We start from the raw sequence: 18,472 nt of genomic DNA on the forward strand, positions 1-18,472 counted from the left end.
TGTGTCTTTCCTCCTTTAGTCCTTAGAAATTTTCCCTTTTCTTCCCACTGCATGCATCATGCTGTCATGTAAATTTCTATCTTCCAACCCTAATTGTTGAATCATGGACAAAACGAATGAAATCTGCATCAAATCCATCCACTCATCGTCTTTTAATGCTTTTTTTGACACCTCCTCATCTAACTTGCGACTTATATAGTCTTCTACTTCCGTAATATGATTTATCAACTCGTTGTAAGAATCATCCTTGTCTCGTTTTGCCAAAATTAGAAATTCCATAAATAAGATACTAATACTGCTCTTACCAAAATCCTTTAGCAATGCTTCATCAAGCCAAGCCAATTTTTGCAACAAGGTCAAGTCGTTCATGGCAATCATCTCATCAACACGTTCCTTGATTTTATCAACCACCATCAGTATCATGTCACAATACAAATTTTCTTTATTCTTATAGTATTGATACAGGCTGGTTCGCCCCATACTTGCTGCACGGCCCACATCCTCCAGCCGTACCTTTTGATAACCTAAATCAACAAATAGGGGTAGCGACTTCAATAAAATATTCTTTCTAGTTTTGGGATAATCAATAATTTTCGGCATGTTTCTCCTATTTCTGACATACATGTCAATAATTTATGCATACATAATATTCTTTTCTGACAGATATGTCAATATAAAGGATGCCAACTTGACGACTAAAATATTTCACATTATAATACCTAAAAACGATGAGGTGTTCTATGAACAAAAAAGTAATCCGTCTAATCATCACTATAATAGTATTGATTGTAGGATATTTAAGTCAGGTCTCAAGTCCGCAGTCAACAGACCAGCTGACCCCAGCCACCATATCTAAGCATATTGACGGAGATACCTTCGTTGTAGAAGTAGATGGTAGCCAGGAAACTGTTCGTCTCATCGGCATCGATACCCCTGAAAAGGATGGTCCTTACACAGAAGAAGAACCTTTTGGACAAGAAGCGTCCAATTTCACCGCACAGGCACTACCACTCGGCACAACAGTGTATTTGCAAATAGATGAATCTGACCGCGATACCCACGACCGACTCTTACGATATGTTTGGCTAAGTCCTGTAGAGGACTTGTCGGACCCAGACAGTATTCGGGAACAGATGTTTAATGCTATTCTGATTGACAAAGGCTATGCTGAGGCAAAAACTTACAAGCCCGACGTTGCCTACCAGCAAATTTTCGATGACTTAGAAGAAGAAGCCAAAGCAAATAAGCTTGGCATGTACCAATAGAAAAAAGGCTTGTTTCCCCATCGACTGAGGAAACAAGCCTTTCTTATCATACTTTGTTGAACTATCATTCTTGATTTCCCGCTCCTTGTTTTTCCACAAGTTAGCTTTCAAAATGATCGAATTCTTCATCAGATAGGTCTTCTTTAAAAATCTCTCTCACCTTATTTCTCGCCTTTTCACGCATTTTTAGCGACAAATAGGTTTGCACTTCCATAAACACCGCAATCAAGATTCCCAAATCCTCCCCAAAACCCACAACTGGTATAACATCCGGTACTAGGTCAAACGGTAAAATGAAATAGCCCAACGCCCCCATTATGATGCTTTTGGTTTTAATAGGAACCTTACCGTCAACCATGAGGTAATAAAGCAACAGGGCCAAATAGATAACCTTCTTGCCCGCCATTCCAAATCCTGTCTTGATTTTTTGCATAAATTTGGCTTCAGAATAGTCTTTGCGATAACGTCTTATGCGTTTACCCTCGAATTGGATTTCGTCAGGATAATAGGTCTTTTGTTCCTCTTGTTGTTCCTCTTGTTGTTCCTCTTGTTGTTCCTCTTTTGTATCGTCCTTTTTATAGTGTTTCATTATTCCGCCTCCCGAAATCTTCTCTCATTTTTTTCATATTCCTCAAAAGCAAAGGAGCTGCTACCATCAAGGTCGCAAATTCTGTGAAAGGGCTGGTCCACCAAATTCCATCGGTCTGTAAAAACAGTGGAAGGAGATTTACCCCTATAAAAGTAAAAACCATCCCCCTGAGAATACTGATTACGGCTGAAGTACCGGCCCATTCAATCGCTGTGAAATACGATGAGCTGATGACATTAAAACACATGAAAATAAAGTTCAAGGTTATGATTCCTAAAGCATGAGTAGACAGAGCTACCAAGTCTGGCCGATTACTAACAAAAAGGCCTACCAAAAATCCTCGTTGGGTGAAAATCAGCAAAGAAACTGGTGCCACCAAGCTGAATCCAAAGAGATATGCAATCCGTAAGATGGCACGAACTCGGTCCAAGCGTCCTGCTCCGTAATTTATACTGATTAATGGCTGCATGGCAATGCCAAAACCAAAAATTAGGAAAGCCAAGATTACATTGATATAAGTAACCACCGCAAATGCGCTGACCCCTAATACGCCAATATGTCGCATCAATGCCAAATTATATATCAATGTTGAAACTCCGAAGCTTAGCTCGGTAAAAAGCTCAGAACTTCCATTATATAAAGCCCGAAAGAGCAGCGGCCGTGGAATCCTCTTCGGCATGAACGAATAGCGCATCTCACAATTTCGTAGCGACCAAACAAATAAAATGAAGGCCGAGGTCATGGCCAATCCTGAAGCCACGGCTGCCCCTTTTACACCCCAATCTAGTACTACAATAGCCAAGTAGTCGAGTAGGATATTTAGAAGTGAGGCCGCAACCATAATATGCATAGCTCTTTTAGGTTGATTGGAAGCCCTTAGGATATAGTCTAAAAAGTAGTTACACAAATAGGCAAAAAAGAAATATGAGATATAGCGGATATAACTCATAACCTCCCATAGAATTGTCTCTGTTGCTCCCAATAAATAGGCAATCGGTTGGATACATACTAAGGCCACTACCGTACCAAACAAAGATAAGATAATCAGGGTTGTAAATACCCTCGCAAAAAGAAGCCTAGCTCCCCGACGATCATTTTGACCGATTCGAATCGAAATGAGGGTTCCGCCTCCGATGGATAACATCAAACCAATACCAGACATCAAACTCCATGCCGGCATAACTAGATTAATTGCCGCCAGACCCTTTGCTCCCACAAAATTGCCTATAAATATACCATCAATTAAGATGTACAGGGCTTGAGATAGCATGGCTATCATACTTGGAATGGCATATTGGATTAAAAGACGTTTCGGATCTTTCTGTAATACTTCCTGATTTATCGCTTCCTGGACTTCCATATACACCTCTTATGCTAGTTTACCAGTCCCATATCCTGCCAAAGGTCTTCCGGTAGTTTTGGCTTACTCAAATAGTACCCCTGAAAATAGAAACAATGCAACTTTTTCAGTTCCTCAAATTGATTCCGATTCTCGACCCCTTCGCCTAATGTTTGCATTCCATAGTCCTGAATCAACTGAATCAGATTGTAAATCAACCTTTTATCAGACTTTAAGGCAACGTTATCAATAAAGCTCTTATCAAGCTTAACAATATCGACGGGTAATTTCGTCAGATAGCTGAGTGAAGAATAACCGGTACCAAAATCATCTAGGGCAATTCGAATGCCTAAGTCACGAATTTGCTTTAATGTTTCCCGATAGCCCTCGAAATCGTCAATCAGTGTAGATTCTGTAATTTCAAATATCACACTTTCAGCATTTATTTCCCTTTCAAACAGTTTTCGCTTCAACTTCGAAACAAACTTCGTATCCTTCAACTGTTTAACAGAAATATTGATAAAAAACACATATTGACCGCTTACTTTTTCACAAAAATTCTTAATATCGGTAAAAACTTGATCCAAGATCCAATACCCGAGTTCACCGATGGTTCCATTCTTTTCGGCTAGTGGGATAAAGCTCAATGGTGCAATGTTTCCAAATACAGGATGCTCCCAACGAATTAAGGCCTCAAATCCATAAAGATCTTCCTTAGTACAAATCGGTTGGTAGACCATATGGTACTCACCCTTTAGCAGGGCCTTATGAATATCGCTAGATATGGCAATTCGGTACAGCGCCTGATTCGTTAATTCAGGGTCATAAAAACATAGCTGGTTTTTACCCTTTTCTTTCGCATGATACATGGCAATATCTGCTGCCTTGTATAGTTCCTTCTCATTTTCAGCATCCTTTGGATATAAGGCGGCCCCGATACTACACGATAAGTAATACTTCTTATTATGAAGGGAAACAGGACTTTGCAGCAGATTTGCGATTCGCCTAGACAGCCTTTTAACCTCATCTTGCAACGAGGCAGAATCCACCAAGCATACGAATTCATCTCCCCCTAAACGATAGACGGGATAGTCAGCCAAAGCCAAACCTAGAATCTGAGTAAAGGTTTTCAGAACCTCATCACCTGTATCGTGTCCAAACACATCGTTTATGTCCTTGAATTCATCCAAGTCGATAAATAGCATAGCAAGCTTTTTATTTTCACCTTGTAGATACTGTCTCAGGTCACCAAACATTTTTTCCCTGTTGGGGAGTCCAGTCAATGCATCGTAGTATGCAAGATGCTTAATTTCTTCTTTTGCCTTCTCAATCTCAGTTGCGTCTATCCCCAAGAATAGATGCGTCCTTTCTCCTTTTTCACTGAGTGCTTCTTTTTGAAGCCAACGCACATTTCTTGGAGTGCTTGCCACAGATGGGAAATTTTCGGCTTGATTTTCAATACAATTTGTCTGTTCGCCAACCTCCATAATAGTCTTCTCCCAAGAGCGACCCAATAATTTTTCTTCACTCAATCCCAAATGTTTTTGTACCAAACCATTGGCGTAGCATATGTTCCCCTGGCGGTCTATGGCTGCTGCCAAAATATCTTGGTGCTCAAGTAAGGCATCCGCCAATAGCCTCTCAATTCCTTCCCCAGCCCTATGTTGATAGATACTGGTAATATCTAAATCCAACCCCTTCAGCCTTACCATTCCTGCATGATTTGTTTCCGAATAGCTAAAGCAAGTAAGAATCTGTCGATAAATTCCCCTGCCATCTAGGAGTCGGTAACATAGCGTTTTGCCCTCACTTTTTTGGCTAGAAGCTGTCAGCCATGACCTAATTAGAAACTCTCGGTCTTCAGGATGTACACGTTCTAGCCACCATTCAGCAGGTTTTTCTTGTCGGTCAAAATGAAAAGCCTTTCGCCATTGAGGATACTTCTCTTTACCCGATAGAAAACCAGCAGCTTCCTCTTTACTGAAACAAAGTTCATAGAATGCCCCTGGCAATGCCCGCAATACTTCACGAAACAAGGTATCCCTTTGGGCCAGATTTTCCTTCATCTCATTTACACGATGTTTGAGGTTTTCTTTTTCGGTTTCCAGTTTTTTTTGTCTGTATAGGTTGAAAAAGCCCCATAAAACGCATAATATTGCAATGATTGCCGGAACAATCCAGCTTATGATATTACGAAACATTTGCTCCTCCTGTTCTGTTGCAAGACTCTGCTTTTATGATAAGAGATATTTCTGCAGATTGCACTCTTTTCATGAAAGAACACCTTAAATGTTTATCCAAAAGAAAGCAGTTAATCGTGAATATAAATCAAGATTCAAAACCCAAAGCCATAACGATGATGCTAATTTCATCATTTTCCTTTGCTCTGATGCAGCTATTTGCTAAGATGGCTGGCGATCTTCCCGTTGCCCAAAAAGTGTTTTTCAGAAACCTTTTAGGGGTCATTGTCCTAAGTGTCATCTTACTACTCAAAGGCATTCCACCACTGGGAAAAAAGAAGAACCGTAAATGGCTTATTTTGCGAAGTACTTTCGGCACCCTGGGCATATTTACAAATCTATATGCAGTTGGCAGAATGAACCTGGCAGATTCAAGCATGTTAAACCGATTTTCTCCTTTTTTTGTCATGGTATTAGCGGCAATCTTTCTTAAGGAAACAATCCGAAAGGAACACATTCGTTCATTGATAGTAGCCTTTGCCGGAGTGTTATTGGTGATTAAGCCAAGTTTTTCCGCACAAACTCTTCCAGCCCTATCGGGACTATTCTCCGCCTTGTTTGCTGGTAGTGCCTACGTGATTGTGCGTTTCTTAAAAGGAAAAGAAGAACCCTTGACAATCGTATTTTTCTTTTCCCTATTTTCTTGTCTTATGAGTTTACCCTTAACCCTATCTGCCTATCACCAGCCCTCAGTAGAGCAATGGTGGGCTTTGGCTGGATTCGGGATCTTTGCGCTTGGCGGACAATACTTCATTACTTCTGCCTACAAGTATGCACCAGCAGGAGAAGTTTCTATCTATGGTTACTCCACCGTTATTTTTTCGGCTGTTTTAGGGAACCTAATACTATCTGAATTACCTGACTTTTGGTCTTGGATCGGTATTTTTTTAGTCCTCCTATCTGCCTTTTATCTTTACCGTGTCAACCGTCAAACAATTCGTTCAGAACCTGAAAAACAGAAATAACTTTGCCCTATTTACAATTGTAGCCCTTCATTCTGTCCAAAAAAGAGGTACAATAGTACAATAACAAACTGATTAAACGGAGGAATATATGAAACGTCTATTTATAATGCTTATACTGATTTTGCTACTGTTAACTGGTTGCAGCAATGCTCCCAGCACTGATTTAATTGCCGCAGTAGATGATAATGGCATGGTGGGCTTTGTAACGCCAGATGGAGAATATGTCGTTGAGCCAACCTATGATTTAAGCTATCTCAACTCACCCTTGCTTCTAGGTATCATGAGTCTTTGTGACGATAGAGCCGCTGTCTCGAAAGATGGACTTTGGGGTTATGTCGACCAAAATGGTTCACTGGTTATTGAGCCCAGCTTTGACCAAGCGCTTCCATTTTCGGAAGGTTTAGCACCAGTAAGACAGAATGACAAATGGGGCTACATCGATAAAATGGGAGAACCTTTCATTGACTTTACGTATGATGCAGCCTATCCCTTCAGCGATGGATTGGCCAAAGTCTTGGTAGATGGTGAATTTGGTTTTATCAACAAAAGCGGTGACTTGGTCATAGAGCCCCAATATCAATATGCTTTTGCCTTTGAAGGAAAAGTAGCTCGTGTGGTAAAAGATGAAAAACTGGGTCTTATCAATCAAGAAGGCAACTTTGTGGTTGAACCTATTTACGACTATATCGAACCGTATCAAAATGGATTGGCCTTGGTCATTCAAGATGAACAATACGGTTTCATCGACAAAGAAGGTAACGTGGCCATTGATTTAAAATACGACAAAGCCTATTCTTTTCAAGATGGGCTGGCATTGGTCGTAAGTGGAGAAGATTCCTCTTTCATAACGCCAGATGGGAGTACATCCATCCAGCTCGAAGGACTGGCTGTATCCTTCTTCGAAGGTCTAGCCGTTCAAGCCATCGATGGAGAACTTTCCTTCATTGATAAAGAAGGAAATATTGCCATTGAAGGTCCCTTTCAAAATGCCGGTGGTTTCTCAGATGGTTTAGCCCCAGTTCTTAAGGATAACGCCTGGGGATATGTAAACAAGCTAGGCGAAATTGCAATTCCATGCAATTACCAAGCTGCCTATGGTTTTGTGGATGGACATAGTATCGTTTTAGATGACGTCACCTACCATATGGTTGACAAGCAAGGTACTCTTTCTGACAATGTCTTTATGGGTGTCAATATTGTTCCTTTCTTAGGAATGGACCTACCTGAATACATGAACACATTAGATTTCTATACCAACTAAACAACCATCTTCTTCCAACTATTTTAAGATCGAAGATAGTCTCTAAACAAAGAGGGTGTAACTCATCGTTGAATGAGTTACACCCTCTTTTGTATGTCTTATTTTTTCTTCATCTAGTACTAATTTAAGGCAGGTGCTTCTTCGACTATTTCTTGTGAATTTGCATCATCTGCATCCAATGAATCAAGTAGATCTTCTAATTCCTGAATATTCCCCTTCAAATCTTCTACCAAGGTTCTGAGACGATTTGTGTCTATTGGAGCACCCGGTTCAGTAGGCTCCGTGGGAACTGTAGGTTGGTCTAGAACTTGTCCAAGAAAGAAAGCTTCAATCGCCTCATCAAGCTCATTGGTTTCCACCATAATCAATTCTTTACCTACTGCAAATACGATGGCCTGCATTTGTGGTATGGATGAGCCCTCTCGTTCTGCCTTCAAATATATGGGTTCTATATAGATAAACCCACCTTCCATCGGTAACGTAATCAGGTTACCTCGAATAACATTAGAGCCGCTTTTATCCCAAAGTGAGAGCTTTCCTGAAATTTCAGTATCCTGGTCAATCAAAGAATCAATCATAAGAGGTCCTTGAATCTCTAAGCTCTTAGGAAGCTTGTATAGCATCAATTCTCCGTAATGTTCTCCATCACATCTAGCAGCCATCCAAGCGACCATATTATTTCTAGGCTGGTCCCCACGAGACGCCGGCGTAAAAGGCATCTTAAGCAGGAACTCCGTATCCTTGCGGTCTGGATTATCTGGTAAGGCCATCACAGCATAGTACGGTTGTATGTTCTCCGTTAAGCCACCAGCCAGGGCTTTCTTAGCAATGCTCCAAGTGTCCTCCTTGTTGTAAAACACAGAAGGATCCTCAACATGGTAGTTGAGAAGCATATTACTCTGTATGGTGTAGAAGTCTTCTGGGTAGCGTACGTGACTCAACAAGTCCTCTGGCATATTCTCTTTCGGTTGGAATACATCCGGGAATATTTTCGCATAGGTCCTTATAACCGGATCCTCGGAATCAAATACATAGAAATCCACATTACCATTGTATGGATCTATGGTTACTTTGACTGCATTACGAATATAATTCAAATCTCCGTAGGGAGAAGCATACGGGTACCCGGTCTTGTAAGTGTATGCATCTAGTATCCAACTGAGGCTACCATCCTCACGCACTACCAGATAAGGATCTTGATCAAAAGCCAAAAATGGCGTCAGCTCTCTCACCCTATCCTCAATATCACGAATCATTAATAACTTGCTGTTATCATCGATTTCTCCAGTAACGTAGAATCGCAATGTAGAAAAATATAATGAAAGCATAAGCTTATTGATGCCGCCAAATGTAAGGCCACCACTTCCATCATAGGAATTTTCCATATTGTTATCCCCTTTGGGATAATCAAACTCCATGGTTTTGCTACCAGCAATTACATACCCATATTCCGTATCATTGGTCAATTCTCCAAAATAGATTCTTGGTTCATTCGTATTCAAACTTTCAACTTGGGTAACAGGTGGGATATCTCGCAAGATTAAATTGGCATACCCATTTCGATTCATCTCATTCGCAAAAGTCCCCACTAGACCATAGCCATGCGTATATCGCATCGTAAGATTGATAAACGTTCCAGCTTTCTCAGTTAAGGCACTTTGGGATATTTCCCGAGGAGAAAGCAACACTTCTCGAAGTTTTCCATCTACATCATAGCGGTCAACATCAATGTCGTTAAAGCGGTAATAATACCGTAGACCTTGTTGTTGTGAAATAACTTCTTGCAATGGTTCGGGATCATTTAGTCGGGCATTATCAAGTGTATCCGTATTCCTCATCAAATCCGCATAACTTAAAACTGCATCCCCCGTGTATTCTTTGTTCACGATATTGTTGAGTCCATAGGCCTGTCTCGTAAACATGATTTCTTGTTCAATATAAGGGCGCTCGTTGACAAACTCGTTGTTGCTAACCGAATACTGAACTACTACTTGGGCTACGGTGCCCAGAAGAAATATCCCTACATATATAATTATGGGATAGGAAAGAAACTTGAAATTCTGTTTCCTTCGGTACATAAGACTAGATATTGCAGCAATTATGGCTACAACTGTTAAAACCAGTGCTGCAGGAATACCAGCATGGATATCTGTAAATCCGGCGCCATATACATAACCTTCTTGGGAGTACATGGTTGAAAAAATACTCACAAAATTATTGAACGCCAACACGATAAAGCTCAACGACAGCAACGTTCCCAACCATTTCCTAATACCCACATACATAGAAAATTTTGGATTGGTACGAGGATTAAAGGTAATGAGGCCCGTCAAAAAGTAAAACAGTGCCGTAAAAAAGAACACAGGTAGAATAATTCCACCAATTTTCTCTAGCAAAAACTCAAGCAACGGCATACGGAACAGATAAAAGCTGACGTCCATATTGAACACCTGTTCTTTAAGGCCAAACGGTTCAGCTTTCAGAAACTCCATAACCTTCATCCAACCCTCAGCTGCAAACGTTACAGAGAGTATTAAGGAAAACAGTACACTAACGAAAAGTGCTGGTTTCTTAAGATGCTTTAGATTGATGACATTCAACTGTTCTTTGCGTTGTAGAAACGGAATATCCATCGGATTCCGAATATCTATATATTCCTTTCTAGCTTTTTCATACACACCAATGGCATGTACGATTGCATAACGGATGAAAAAAAAGTAGAATATCCCCGAAGTGACAAATAGGATAATCTGTATCAAAATAGGTGTAGTAAAAAGATTGGTATATCCTAGGACTCCGAACCAATTGTAACGTACATAGATGCGAGCAAAAATCTGCAACACAAACAGTAGTACAAGAAGACCTCCTAAACCAAGCAGTGCTTTTCTCCCCTTCATATATGTTGCTCCTTTCCAACCCATTGAATATCATCTATAATGATATGATGTCATTGCTTACTAATTATGTCTTTATATTGTATTAAATTCAAGCCAAGAATTCAAAGGAAGTTGATTAAATGAATATCAAAAATATCTTAGAGCGCGGCGAGGTACTTATTCTCGACGGCGCCATGGGAACCTATTATAATTTACGAAATGAAAAGAAAATTCCGGTGGTCGACCTCGCAGTCAGGGAAAACCCTGATGAGGTGCGAGCAATCTACCGTGAATATCTCCAAGCCGGTGCTGATGTACTAAATACCAACACCTTTTCCTCCAATAGCTATAAGTTACGAATTGATCATTCTGAACTTAAACTTCTGTTGCAAGCAGCCTATGACTTAGCCCTGGAAGAAGCTCTTCCCTTTGGTAAAGATGTAGCAGCAGATATTGGTCCCCTACCCGAGATGGTGGGCAACGAAGAAATCTCTAACGAAAAGGCACTTGCAGAATACTATTTTATCATCGACTGTTTTCTTGCAAAGGGATGTGAGATATTCAACTTTGAGACCTTCTCTACACCTTCTTACATCCATTCACTGGCTGACTACATAAAGAAAAAAAATCCTGACACTTTCATTATGGCTAGCTTTGCGATATCTAGCAACGGATACACCATGCGGGATTATTCTGCTGAATCTATTTTACGAGACGTTGCTTCGGACAAAAATATTGATTCCGTAGGCTTTAATTGCGGCACCGGACCTACCCATCTCTATAACACGTTGGAAAACCTAACGTTTCCACAAGGGTATTTTTCAGTAGTGCCCAACGCCAGTTATCCTGAAGTGATAGATGGAAAAATCATTTATTCCCAGAATCCTGAATATTTCACAGAAATCATGTTGGAAATGCGTAACCTCGGAATACAGATTTTAGGTGGTTGTTGTGGTACTACACCTGACCATATCCGTCTTTTGAAACAGGCTATCACCAGCAATATCGCCAAAACTGAACAGAAAAAAGAAGAAGCAAAACCAGCCGGGAAAATAAAACAAAAGAAAGCAAATGTTTTTGCCCAAAAACTAGAGCGAAAAGAGTTTGTTATTGCAGTGGAGCTGCCACCCCCTAGTGATGCAGATATTAAGTCCGTTATGAATATGGCCCACCGCATCAAAAAAGCTGGTGCGGATATCCTAACTTTTTCTGATTCTCCTTTAGGTCGTGCTAGGACAAATTCCCTGGCCCTATCGGCAAAAGTAAAACGTGAAGTTGGTATCTGTACCTTGCCACATCTTTGTTGTCGGGACAGGAACACGATTGCTTTAAAATCAGACTTATTGGGAGCCTATATTGAAGAATTAAACAACATTTTGCTACTTACTGGAGATCCAATTCCCCAAGCAGAACGTAGTGAGATAGCTTCCATCTTCGACCTCAATTCATTCAAACTAATTGAATTAGTCCAGGCCATGAACGAATCTGTTTTTTCGGATAACCCATTCCATGTAGGTGCGGCTCTCAATCTAAATGTGCGAAATATTGATAAATCAGTAGAGCGCATGGCCCGCAAGCAAGCCCTAGGTGCAAATTATTTCATGACCCAGCCCATATATGAGCAACGAGTCATAGAGTATCTCGCTAACGAAAATTTAAACGATGATTACACAATTTTGGCTGGGATTATGCCTATTGTAAACTACAAAAATGCACGTTTTTTAAATAATGAAATACCAGGGATCCATCTTCCTGATGAAGTTATTGCTCAATTCCATAAAGAGCAATCACGCGAGGAAGCTGAACAATGTGGTATTGCAATAGCTTTAGAGACCATAGAAAAAGTTAAAGATCACGTATCCGGCCTCTATCTAGTAACTCCATTAAACCGCATAGGTATGATTGAATCTATCATACACCAGGTTAAAAAATGATACTTCTCGAAGGTCCTATTCTAGCACTAGGCATTCAACCACTCACTTTTTGATTTGAACGTAAAACGACTGATACAGATTTCTTGTCGCAAGATTGTATTACGACCTGCTTGTTTCTGTATACCTAGTATACTATGAACAACTTCTAAGAGATAACGAATGGCGTGATGAAGTAAAAAAGGAATTCCTCGAACTAAAAAGCAGACACCGTTCTAGAACGGTGCCTGCTTAATTTAATTATTTAGTATTCGTAGCTAACTTCTGGTTTATCGAATTCCACACCAAAGGTCTCCACTGTCACGGTTTTCATGACCTGTGGTTCCTTAGGCTTGTCGCTGGCATTTCGGTCCACTCTTACAATACGCTCTGCTTCTTCCATGTTTTCAATTATGCGACCAAATGCTGCGTATTCATTATCTAAATGCGGAGCATCCTCCACCATAATGAAAAACTGGCTTCCTGCTGAATCAGGGACTCTAGTTCGAGCCATGGATAGTACCCCTTTTTCATGTTTCAGATTATTGGTAAAGCCATTATTGGTAAACTCGCCTTTAATCTGATAGCCTGGACCGCCGCTGCCTGTAGAATTAGGGCATCCGCCTTGTATCATAAAGCCAGGGATAACTCGATGAAATCCAATGCCATCATAAAACTTCTCATTAATTAGATAAATGAAATTACGTACCGTATTGGGTGCAATCTCCGGATAAAGCTCTGCTTTCATAATTTGACCATTTTCCATTTCTATGGTTACGATAGGATTTTTATTTTCCATATTTTTTTCCTCCTTTTATTTCTCCAACCATTATAGCAGAAAACAGTTTTTTTCCCTATTCTTCTGTTTTCTTTTCAATGTCACATCAGTTTCTTTTCCTTGTCACAATAATTTCACAAACATTCAGTAAAATGATATCTTAAAAGGAAGACATCTCCCCTGGATAGGCCCATCGGTTGAAAAAAGGAGTGTGTCGTTTATCTAAGTGAGTACATTGCCTATCTATCCGGTTAGGCTACTCATCCTTAATAATTTAAAAAGCGAGGTAATCCTATGAATGAAACTGAACAAAACACAACAAAACCAGAAAACAAAGTAGCATCTGACAACGGAATGTCATTCAACGAAGAATACCAGGAATTCCTTCAATATAAGGAAAACCGAGCGCTGAAAAAGAAACGTAGCGCTAAAGGCTACTTTGTCACACTCATTGTCATTCTACTGATTGCATCCTTCTTATTTGGAATGGTGTTTGAAAATCAATATGGATATGCTGAACGTCTATTAACCCCAGCAGAAACACAAGAAGATCAGTTTACATTAGCGCAAGAACAGCCGGGAACCCCACTTTCTAGCACTGGCAGTATTTCACCTGTAGTGCCCATTGCGGAATCCGCCTTGCCAAGCATTGTGGCCATAGAAAGTGCCTCTGAATACACTGATATCTTTGGTGGTAATCAAGAAGCCCAGGGAACAGGTTCCGGCATCATTATCAGTTCTGATGGCTACATCGTGACCAACAATCATGTGGTAGACGGTGCCAACAGTCTTACCGTAATCTTACAAGACCAAACAGAGTGGCCGGCTACCGTTATCGGGACCGATGATCTCTCAGACCTTGCCGTCATAAAGATTGAAAAAAACAATCTACCTGCAGCAGTACTCGGCGATTCAGCTAGTTTGCAAGTCGGTGAATTGGTAGTTGCACTAGGAAGCCCAGTAGGTGTGAATTTTGCAGGTAGTGTTACCTCCGGCATTATTAGTGGTCTAAACCGCGAGATATATGTCGGCGATAAAACTATGAACTTAATCCAAACTGATGCAGCTATAAATCCAGGCAACAGTGGTGGTGCCCTGGTGAATAGCAATGCACAAGTAATTGGCATCAATGTTCTCAAATTTGCAGATCAGGAAGTCGAAGGCATGAGCTTCTCCATTCCCATCAATGAAGCCAAACCCATCATAGAAGAACTAATCAACGTTGGCAAAGTTTCAAGACCACATTTGGGAATCTGGGGTCGGGATATACTGGAAAATGAGGTAGCAACCTACAATGTCCCAGAAGGCATACTGATTGAGGAAGTTCAAGCAGACTCCGGCGCCTACAATGCTGGTATCGTTCGAGGTGACATTATTACCCATTTTGAAAACACTAGAGTTACTAGCATGAAACAGCTGATCGAGTTAATTCAGGCACAAGAAGTAGGAGACACAATCAATATTACGGTAGAACGTAAGGACCAAACACTAACATTTGCGGTGTTGCTAGGTGAACGTTAAGCAAAGGCTAATACAAAGCAGGTGCATCCAAACCGGATGCACCTGCCTTTTTTATCAATTGACTCCCATGCTCATGTAAACAATTTACTCCATCCGATTCATCACTGTATTTCGTAAACAATTGAATCAATCAACTTATATCATCTATTAATCATCGCAAAGAAGAAGCCGAGCAAATGCCCGGCTTCTTTATACTCATGTTACGTTTTATATGCTTCTTACCTGAATCCTGTCATCTACCACTTGAATACTAACATTGCTATCCTCCTTCACCTCACCCGAGATGATGGCTTTCGCAAGAGCAGTCTCCAAATTACGCTGAATATAACGTTTTAAAGGTCTTGCCCCATATACTCGATCGTATCCTTTTTCTACTAAATAATCTAGCACAGAATCAGCATAAGATAATCGAATATGCCTATCCACCAAACGTGCTTCTAAGCCCTTAATCAAGAGTTTTACAATTTCTCGAATCTGGCCATGGCTTAAAGGTGTGAAGAGAATAATTTCATCCAACCTATTTAGAAATTCAGGTCTAAACTTCACTCTCATCGCCTTTTCAACCTTTTCCTTGATTTCTTGAGGAATTACGGTCTCACTAACATTGTCTAAAAGATAGTCAGAACCAATATTCGAGGTCATAATGATAACCGTATTTTTAAAGTCTACTGTATGTCCATGGCTATCAGTCACCCGTCCATCATCCAAAACCTGCAGAAGCACGTTGAATACATCCGGATGCGCTTTTTCGATTTCATCGAAGAGAATGACACTATACGGTCTACGGCGCACAGCTTCTGTCAATTGTCCTCCTTCATCGTAACCTACATATCCGGGAGGAGCCCCTATGAGTCTAGAAACAGTATGCTTTTCCATATATTCCGACATATCGATACGGATAAGATTGTTTTCATCATCAAATAGGCTCTCTGCTAGCGCTTTAGCCAGTTCTGTCTTTCCTACTCCAGTCGGCCCTAAAAAGATAAATGATCCAATGGGTTTAGTTGGGTCCTTAATACCAGCCCGAGCTCTAAGTATGGCATCGGAAACTAAATCTACTGCTTCATCTTGTCCAACCACTCGTTTGTGAAGCACTTCTGGTAACCGAAGTAGTTTTTCACGTTCCCCTTCCATCAATTTGCTAAGTGGAATACCTGTCCAGCGCGAGATTATTCGAGATATTTCTTCTTCATCCACAGCTTCCTTGAGCAACTCACCTTTTTTCTGTTCCGTCGATTCTGCCTTTTTAAGCTTTGCTTGAAGTTCTGGCAACTTCCCATATTTCAATTCTGCTGCTCTATCCAAGTCATATTCTCGCTCAGCCTTCTCGATTTCCAGATTTACTTCATTCAATTCTTGCCGTAAATGCTTAACTGCACCTAAAGATTGTTTTTCCTTTTCCCAAGTAGCTAAGAGCTCGCTTTGTTCTTCTCGAAGATTGGCCAGTTCTTTTTGTAGTTCCTTCAGCCTGCGTTTGGAATTTTCATCTCTTTCCTTGGTGAGGGCAGCCTCTTCAATCTCCAGTTGCATCACCCGACGGCGTACATCATCGATCTCGCTTGGCATAGAGTTCATTTCCGTCTTAATTAGAGCACACGCCTCATCCACCAAATCGATGGCCTTGTCCGGTAAAAATCTATCATTGATGTATCTATTCGAAAGAATAGCTGCATTAACCAAGGCACTGTCATAGATCTTCACGCCATGATAGATTTCGAAGCGCTCCTTCAAGCCCCGTAAGATACTGATGGTATCAGCCACATCCGGTTCTTCCACCAAAACTGGTTGAAAACGTCGTTCTAGTGCCTTATCTTTTTCAATATACTTCCTATATTCATCTAAAGTAGTGGCCCCAATACAGTTTAACTCGCCACGTGCCAACATCGGCTTTAACATATTGCCGGCATCCATGCTTCCATCCGTTTTACCTGCACCAACAATATTATGGATTTCATCGATAAAAAGAATAATCTCTCCGTCAGAATCCTTAATTTCCTTCAGAACCGCCTTTAAGCGTTCTTCAAATTCACCTCGGAATTTGGCACCAGCAATCAAAGAGCCCATATCTAAAGAAAAAATCTTCTTATCTTTTAAATTTTCAGGCACATCTCCCCGTACAATACGGTGTGCCAGCCCCTCTGCAATGGCCGTTTTACCAACACCAGGTTCTCCAATCAAAACAGGATTGTTTTTGGTCTTTCTAGACAAAATACGCACCACATGGCGTATTTCCTCATCACGTCCAATAACCGGATCAAGCTTATCGTCCCGAGCCTCTTTTACCAATTCATGTCCATACTTAGACAAAGCCTCATAGGTGACTTCGGGATTATCTGAGCACACCCGTTGGTTGCCTCTGATTTGAGTCATCGTTTTTAGGAAACGATCTCGGTCGATGCCAAATTCATTCAGCAACTGTCTAACGTCGCCACCAACCTTCTCAATCACCCCCAAAAGAATATGTTCCACTGAAATATACTCATCCTTTAAGATCTTAGCCTCTTCTTCTGCTGCACGAAAAACCCGGTCTAATTCTTGGCTGATGTAAACCTTCCCAGAGACACCAGGTCCAGAAACCTTAGGGTGTTTGGAGATAATCTCTTCCAATCTATTTTTGAATTCAGCAGAACTTATGTCCATGCCTTGTAAAAAGCGGGAAAACAGTCCTTCTTCTTGGTTTAGCATAGCAAAAAGCAAATGGTCAGTGCCCACTTCCTGGTGGCCATATTCCAAAGCTGTTGACTGTGCATTATTAATCGCTTCAATTACTTTTTGGGTCATTCTATTCGGATCCATTGTGTCCTCCTCGTCAAAATTTATTTATTATCAAACATATATATCAATTCTTTATGCATAGTATACCCCTTTGGTCAGATAAGGTCAATTTTCGCTAGCTTCAAATTGACAACCCATACACTAAATATAAAAAAACCGGGAAAACCCGGTTTGTAAACATCATTTGTATTTTACGTCTTGCATTATTGCCTATATCTTTTTTCTTGACCGTTATAGAAAATTTGGAAAATAGCTGGCCGCAAATATGGTTACCAGCACGGAAACGACTAAGGCTGGCAATAAGTTTGCGACCTTAATATCTCTTTTAAGCAACATGTTGACACCGATTGCTACAATCAGGATGCCACCCGTAGAACTTAGATAGGTAACGACCGCTTCAGTCAAGACACCTTCCAATGAACCTGCAAATACAGTAATCAAACCTTGGTAAACAAATACCGGTAAAACGGAACAAATAACCCCAATTCCGAATGTTGATGCCAGGATTATTGATGTGATGCCATCCAATGTAGATTTTACGAACAGGATTTGGTAATTTCCATTAAGTCCTGCCTCTAGTGGTCCCAATGTTGCCATCGCACCAATGGAGTATATAAGACTTGCGGTAACAAATCCCTGAATAAAAGTACTGTCCTTGCTCCCAGCTATCTTATAGAGTTTCTCCCCCAAAGCATTTAGGTGTTCGTCTATCCCAATTGCTTCTCCGATTAGTCCGCCTGTAACTAAGGAAATGATCATAACTAGTTCATTATTCCCTTTCAGGCCCATCTTCAATCCAATCAATATCGTGGACAATCCGATTGCCGAAAAAGTAATCTCTTTAGAGCGTTCAGGAATACCCTTTTTAAAAAATAGTCCCAGCAGCGTTCCAGCAATGATGGCTAGGACATTAACAATCGTTCCAAGCATGATGACCCTTTCTTTTACGTAGT

Annotated in this window: 13 protein-coding genes; 5 read left to right on the plus strand and 8 right to left on the minus strand. The window is 40.7% G+C overall.

Annotation, left to right across the window (positions count from 1 at the left end):
* Positions 1-15: 15 nt before the first annotated feature.
* Positions 16-600, minus strand: a complete 585-nt coding sequence (locus JR334_06245) for a TetR/AcrR family transcriptional regulator (GenBank protein ID QRN86798.1) — start codon at positions 598-600, stop codon at positions 16-18.
* 140 nt (positions 601-740) lie between these two features.
* On the opposite strand from JR334_06245, the gene JR334_06250 reads away from it, so the two are divergent.
* A complete protein-coding gene (locus JR334_06250; GenBank protein ID QRN86799.1) occupies positions 741-1,265 on the plus strand; it encodes a thermonuclease family protein in 525 nt (174 codons plus the stop codon).
* Positions 1,266-1,365: 100 nt separating this feature from the next.
* Here JR334_06250 and JR334_06255 read toward each other — a convergent pair whose 3' ends face one another.
* Genes JR334_06255 through JR334_06265 form a run of 3 tightly spaced genes read right to left on the minus strand, consistent with a single transcriptional unit; the run spans position 1,366 to position 5,394 of the window.
* The gene (locus tag JR334_06255; GenBank protein QRN86800.1) at positions 1,366-1,854 is read right to left on the minus strand and encodes a DUF1232 domain-containing protein; all 489 of its coding nucleotides are present in this window, start codon (positions 1,852-1,854) and stop codon (positions 1,366-1,368) included.
* Complete coding sequence (locus JR334_06260; protein QRN86801.1) at positions 1,841-3,214, minus strand: MATE family efflux transporter; 1,374 nt, start codon at positions 3,212-3,214, stop codon at positions 1,841-1,843. The genes JR334_06255 and JR334_06260 overlap by 14 nt, the downstream gene beginning before the upstream one ends.
* Positions 3,215-3,228: 14 nt before the next feature.
* Complete coding sequence (locus JR334_06265) at positions 3,229-5,394, minus strand: EAL domain-containing protein (protein QRN86802.1); 2,166 nt, start codon at positions 5,392-5,394, stop codon at positions 3,229-3,231.
* Positions 5,395-5,429: 35 nt separating this feature from the next.
* Here JR334_06265 and JR334_06270 point away from each other — a divergent pair, with 35 nt between their 5' ends.
* Both JR334_06270 and JR334_06275 read left to right on the plus strand, forming a co-directional pair.
* The gene (locus tag JR334_06270) at positions 5,430-6,398 is read left to right on the plus strand and encodes a DMT family transporter (protein ID QRN86803.1); all 969 of its coding nucleotides are present in this window, start codon (positions 5,430-5,432) and stop codon (positions 6,396-6,398) included.
* Positions 6,399-6,486: 88 nt separating this feature from the next.
* The gene (locus JR334_06275; protein ID QRN84599.1) at positions 6,487-7,659 is read left to right on the plus strand and encodes a WG repeat-containing protein; all 1,173 of its coding nucleotides are present in this window, start codon (positions 6,487-6,489) and stop codon (positions 7,657-7,659) included.
* Between the two features lie 119 nt (positions 7,660-7,778).
* Here the strand turns inward: JR334_06275 and JR334_06280 are convergent, their stop codons facing one another.
* A complete protein-coding gene (locus JR334_06280) occupies positions 7,779-10,556 on the minus strand; it encodes a UPF0182 family protein (GenBank protein QRN84600.1) in 2,778 nt (925 codons plus the stop codon).
* 119 nt (positions 10,557-10,675) lie between these two features.
* On the opposite strand from JR334_06280, the gene JR334_06285 reads away from it, so the two are divergent.
* Positions 10,676-12,469, plus strand: coding sequence for a bifunctional homocysteine S-methyltransferase/methylenetetrahydrofolate reductase (locus JR334_06285; GenBank protein QRN84601.1), 1,794 nt, complete (start codon positions 10,676-10,678; stop codon positions 12,467-12,469).
* Positions 12,470-12,710: 241 nt separating this feature from the next.
* Here the strand turns inward: JR334_06285 and JR334_06290 are convergent, their stop codons facing one another.
* Positions 12,711-13,244: a peptidylprolyl isomerase gene (locus JR334_06290; protein ID QRN84602.1), complete on the minus strand. Its 534-nt coding sequence runs from the start codon at positions 13,242-13,244 to the stop codon at positions 12,711-12,713.
* 273 nt (positions 13,245-13,517) lie between these two features.
* Between JR334_06290 and JR334_06295 the strand changes: the two genes are divergently transcribed.
* Entirely contained in the window at positions 13,518-14,744 is a 1,227-nt protein-coding gene (locus tag JR334_06295; protein ID QRN84603.1) for a trypsin-like peptidase domain-containing protein, read from the plus strand.
* A gap of 207 nt (positions 14,745-14,951) precedes the next feature.
* Here the strand turns inward: JR334_06295 and clpB are convergent, their stop codons facing one another.
* Positions 14,952-17,540 carry an ATP-dependent chaperone ClpB gene (gene clpB / locus JR334_06300; GenBank protein ID QRN84604.1) on the minus strand — a complete coding sequence of 863 codons (2,589 nt, stop codon included), beginning with the start codon at positions 17,538-17,540 and terminating at the stop codon, positions 14,952-14,954.
* 210 nt (positions 17,541-17,750) lie between these two features.
* A complete protein-coding gene (locus JR334_06305) occupies positions 17,751-18,449 on the minus strand; it encodes a DUF554 domain-containing protein (protein QRN84605.1) in 699 nt (232 codons plus the stop codon).
* Between the last annotated feature and the right edge of the window lie 23 nt (positions 18,450-18,472).

This window comes from Clostridia bacterium, assembly GCA_016887505.1.
Lineage (GTDB): Bacteria > Bacillota > TC1 > TC1 > UBA5767 > UBA5767.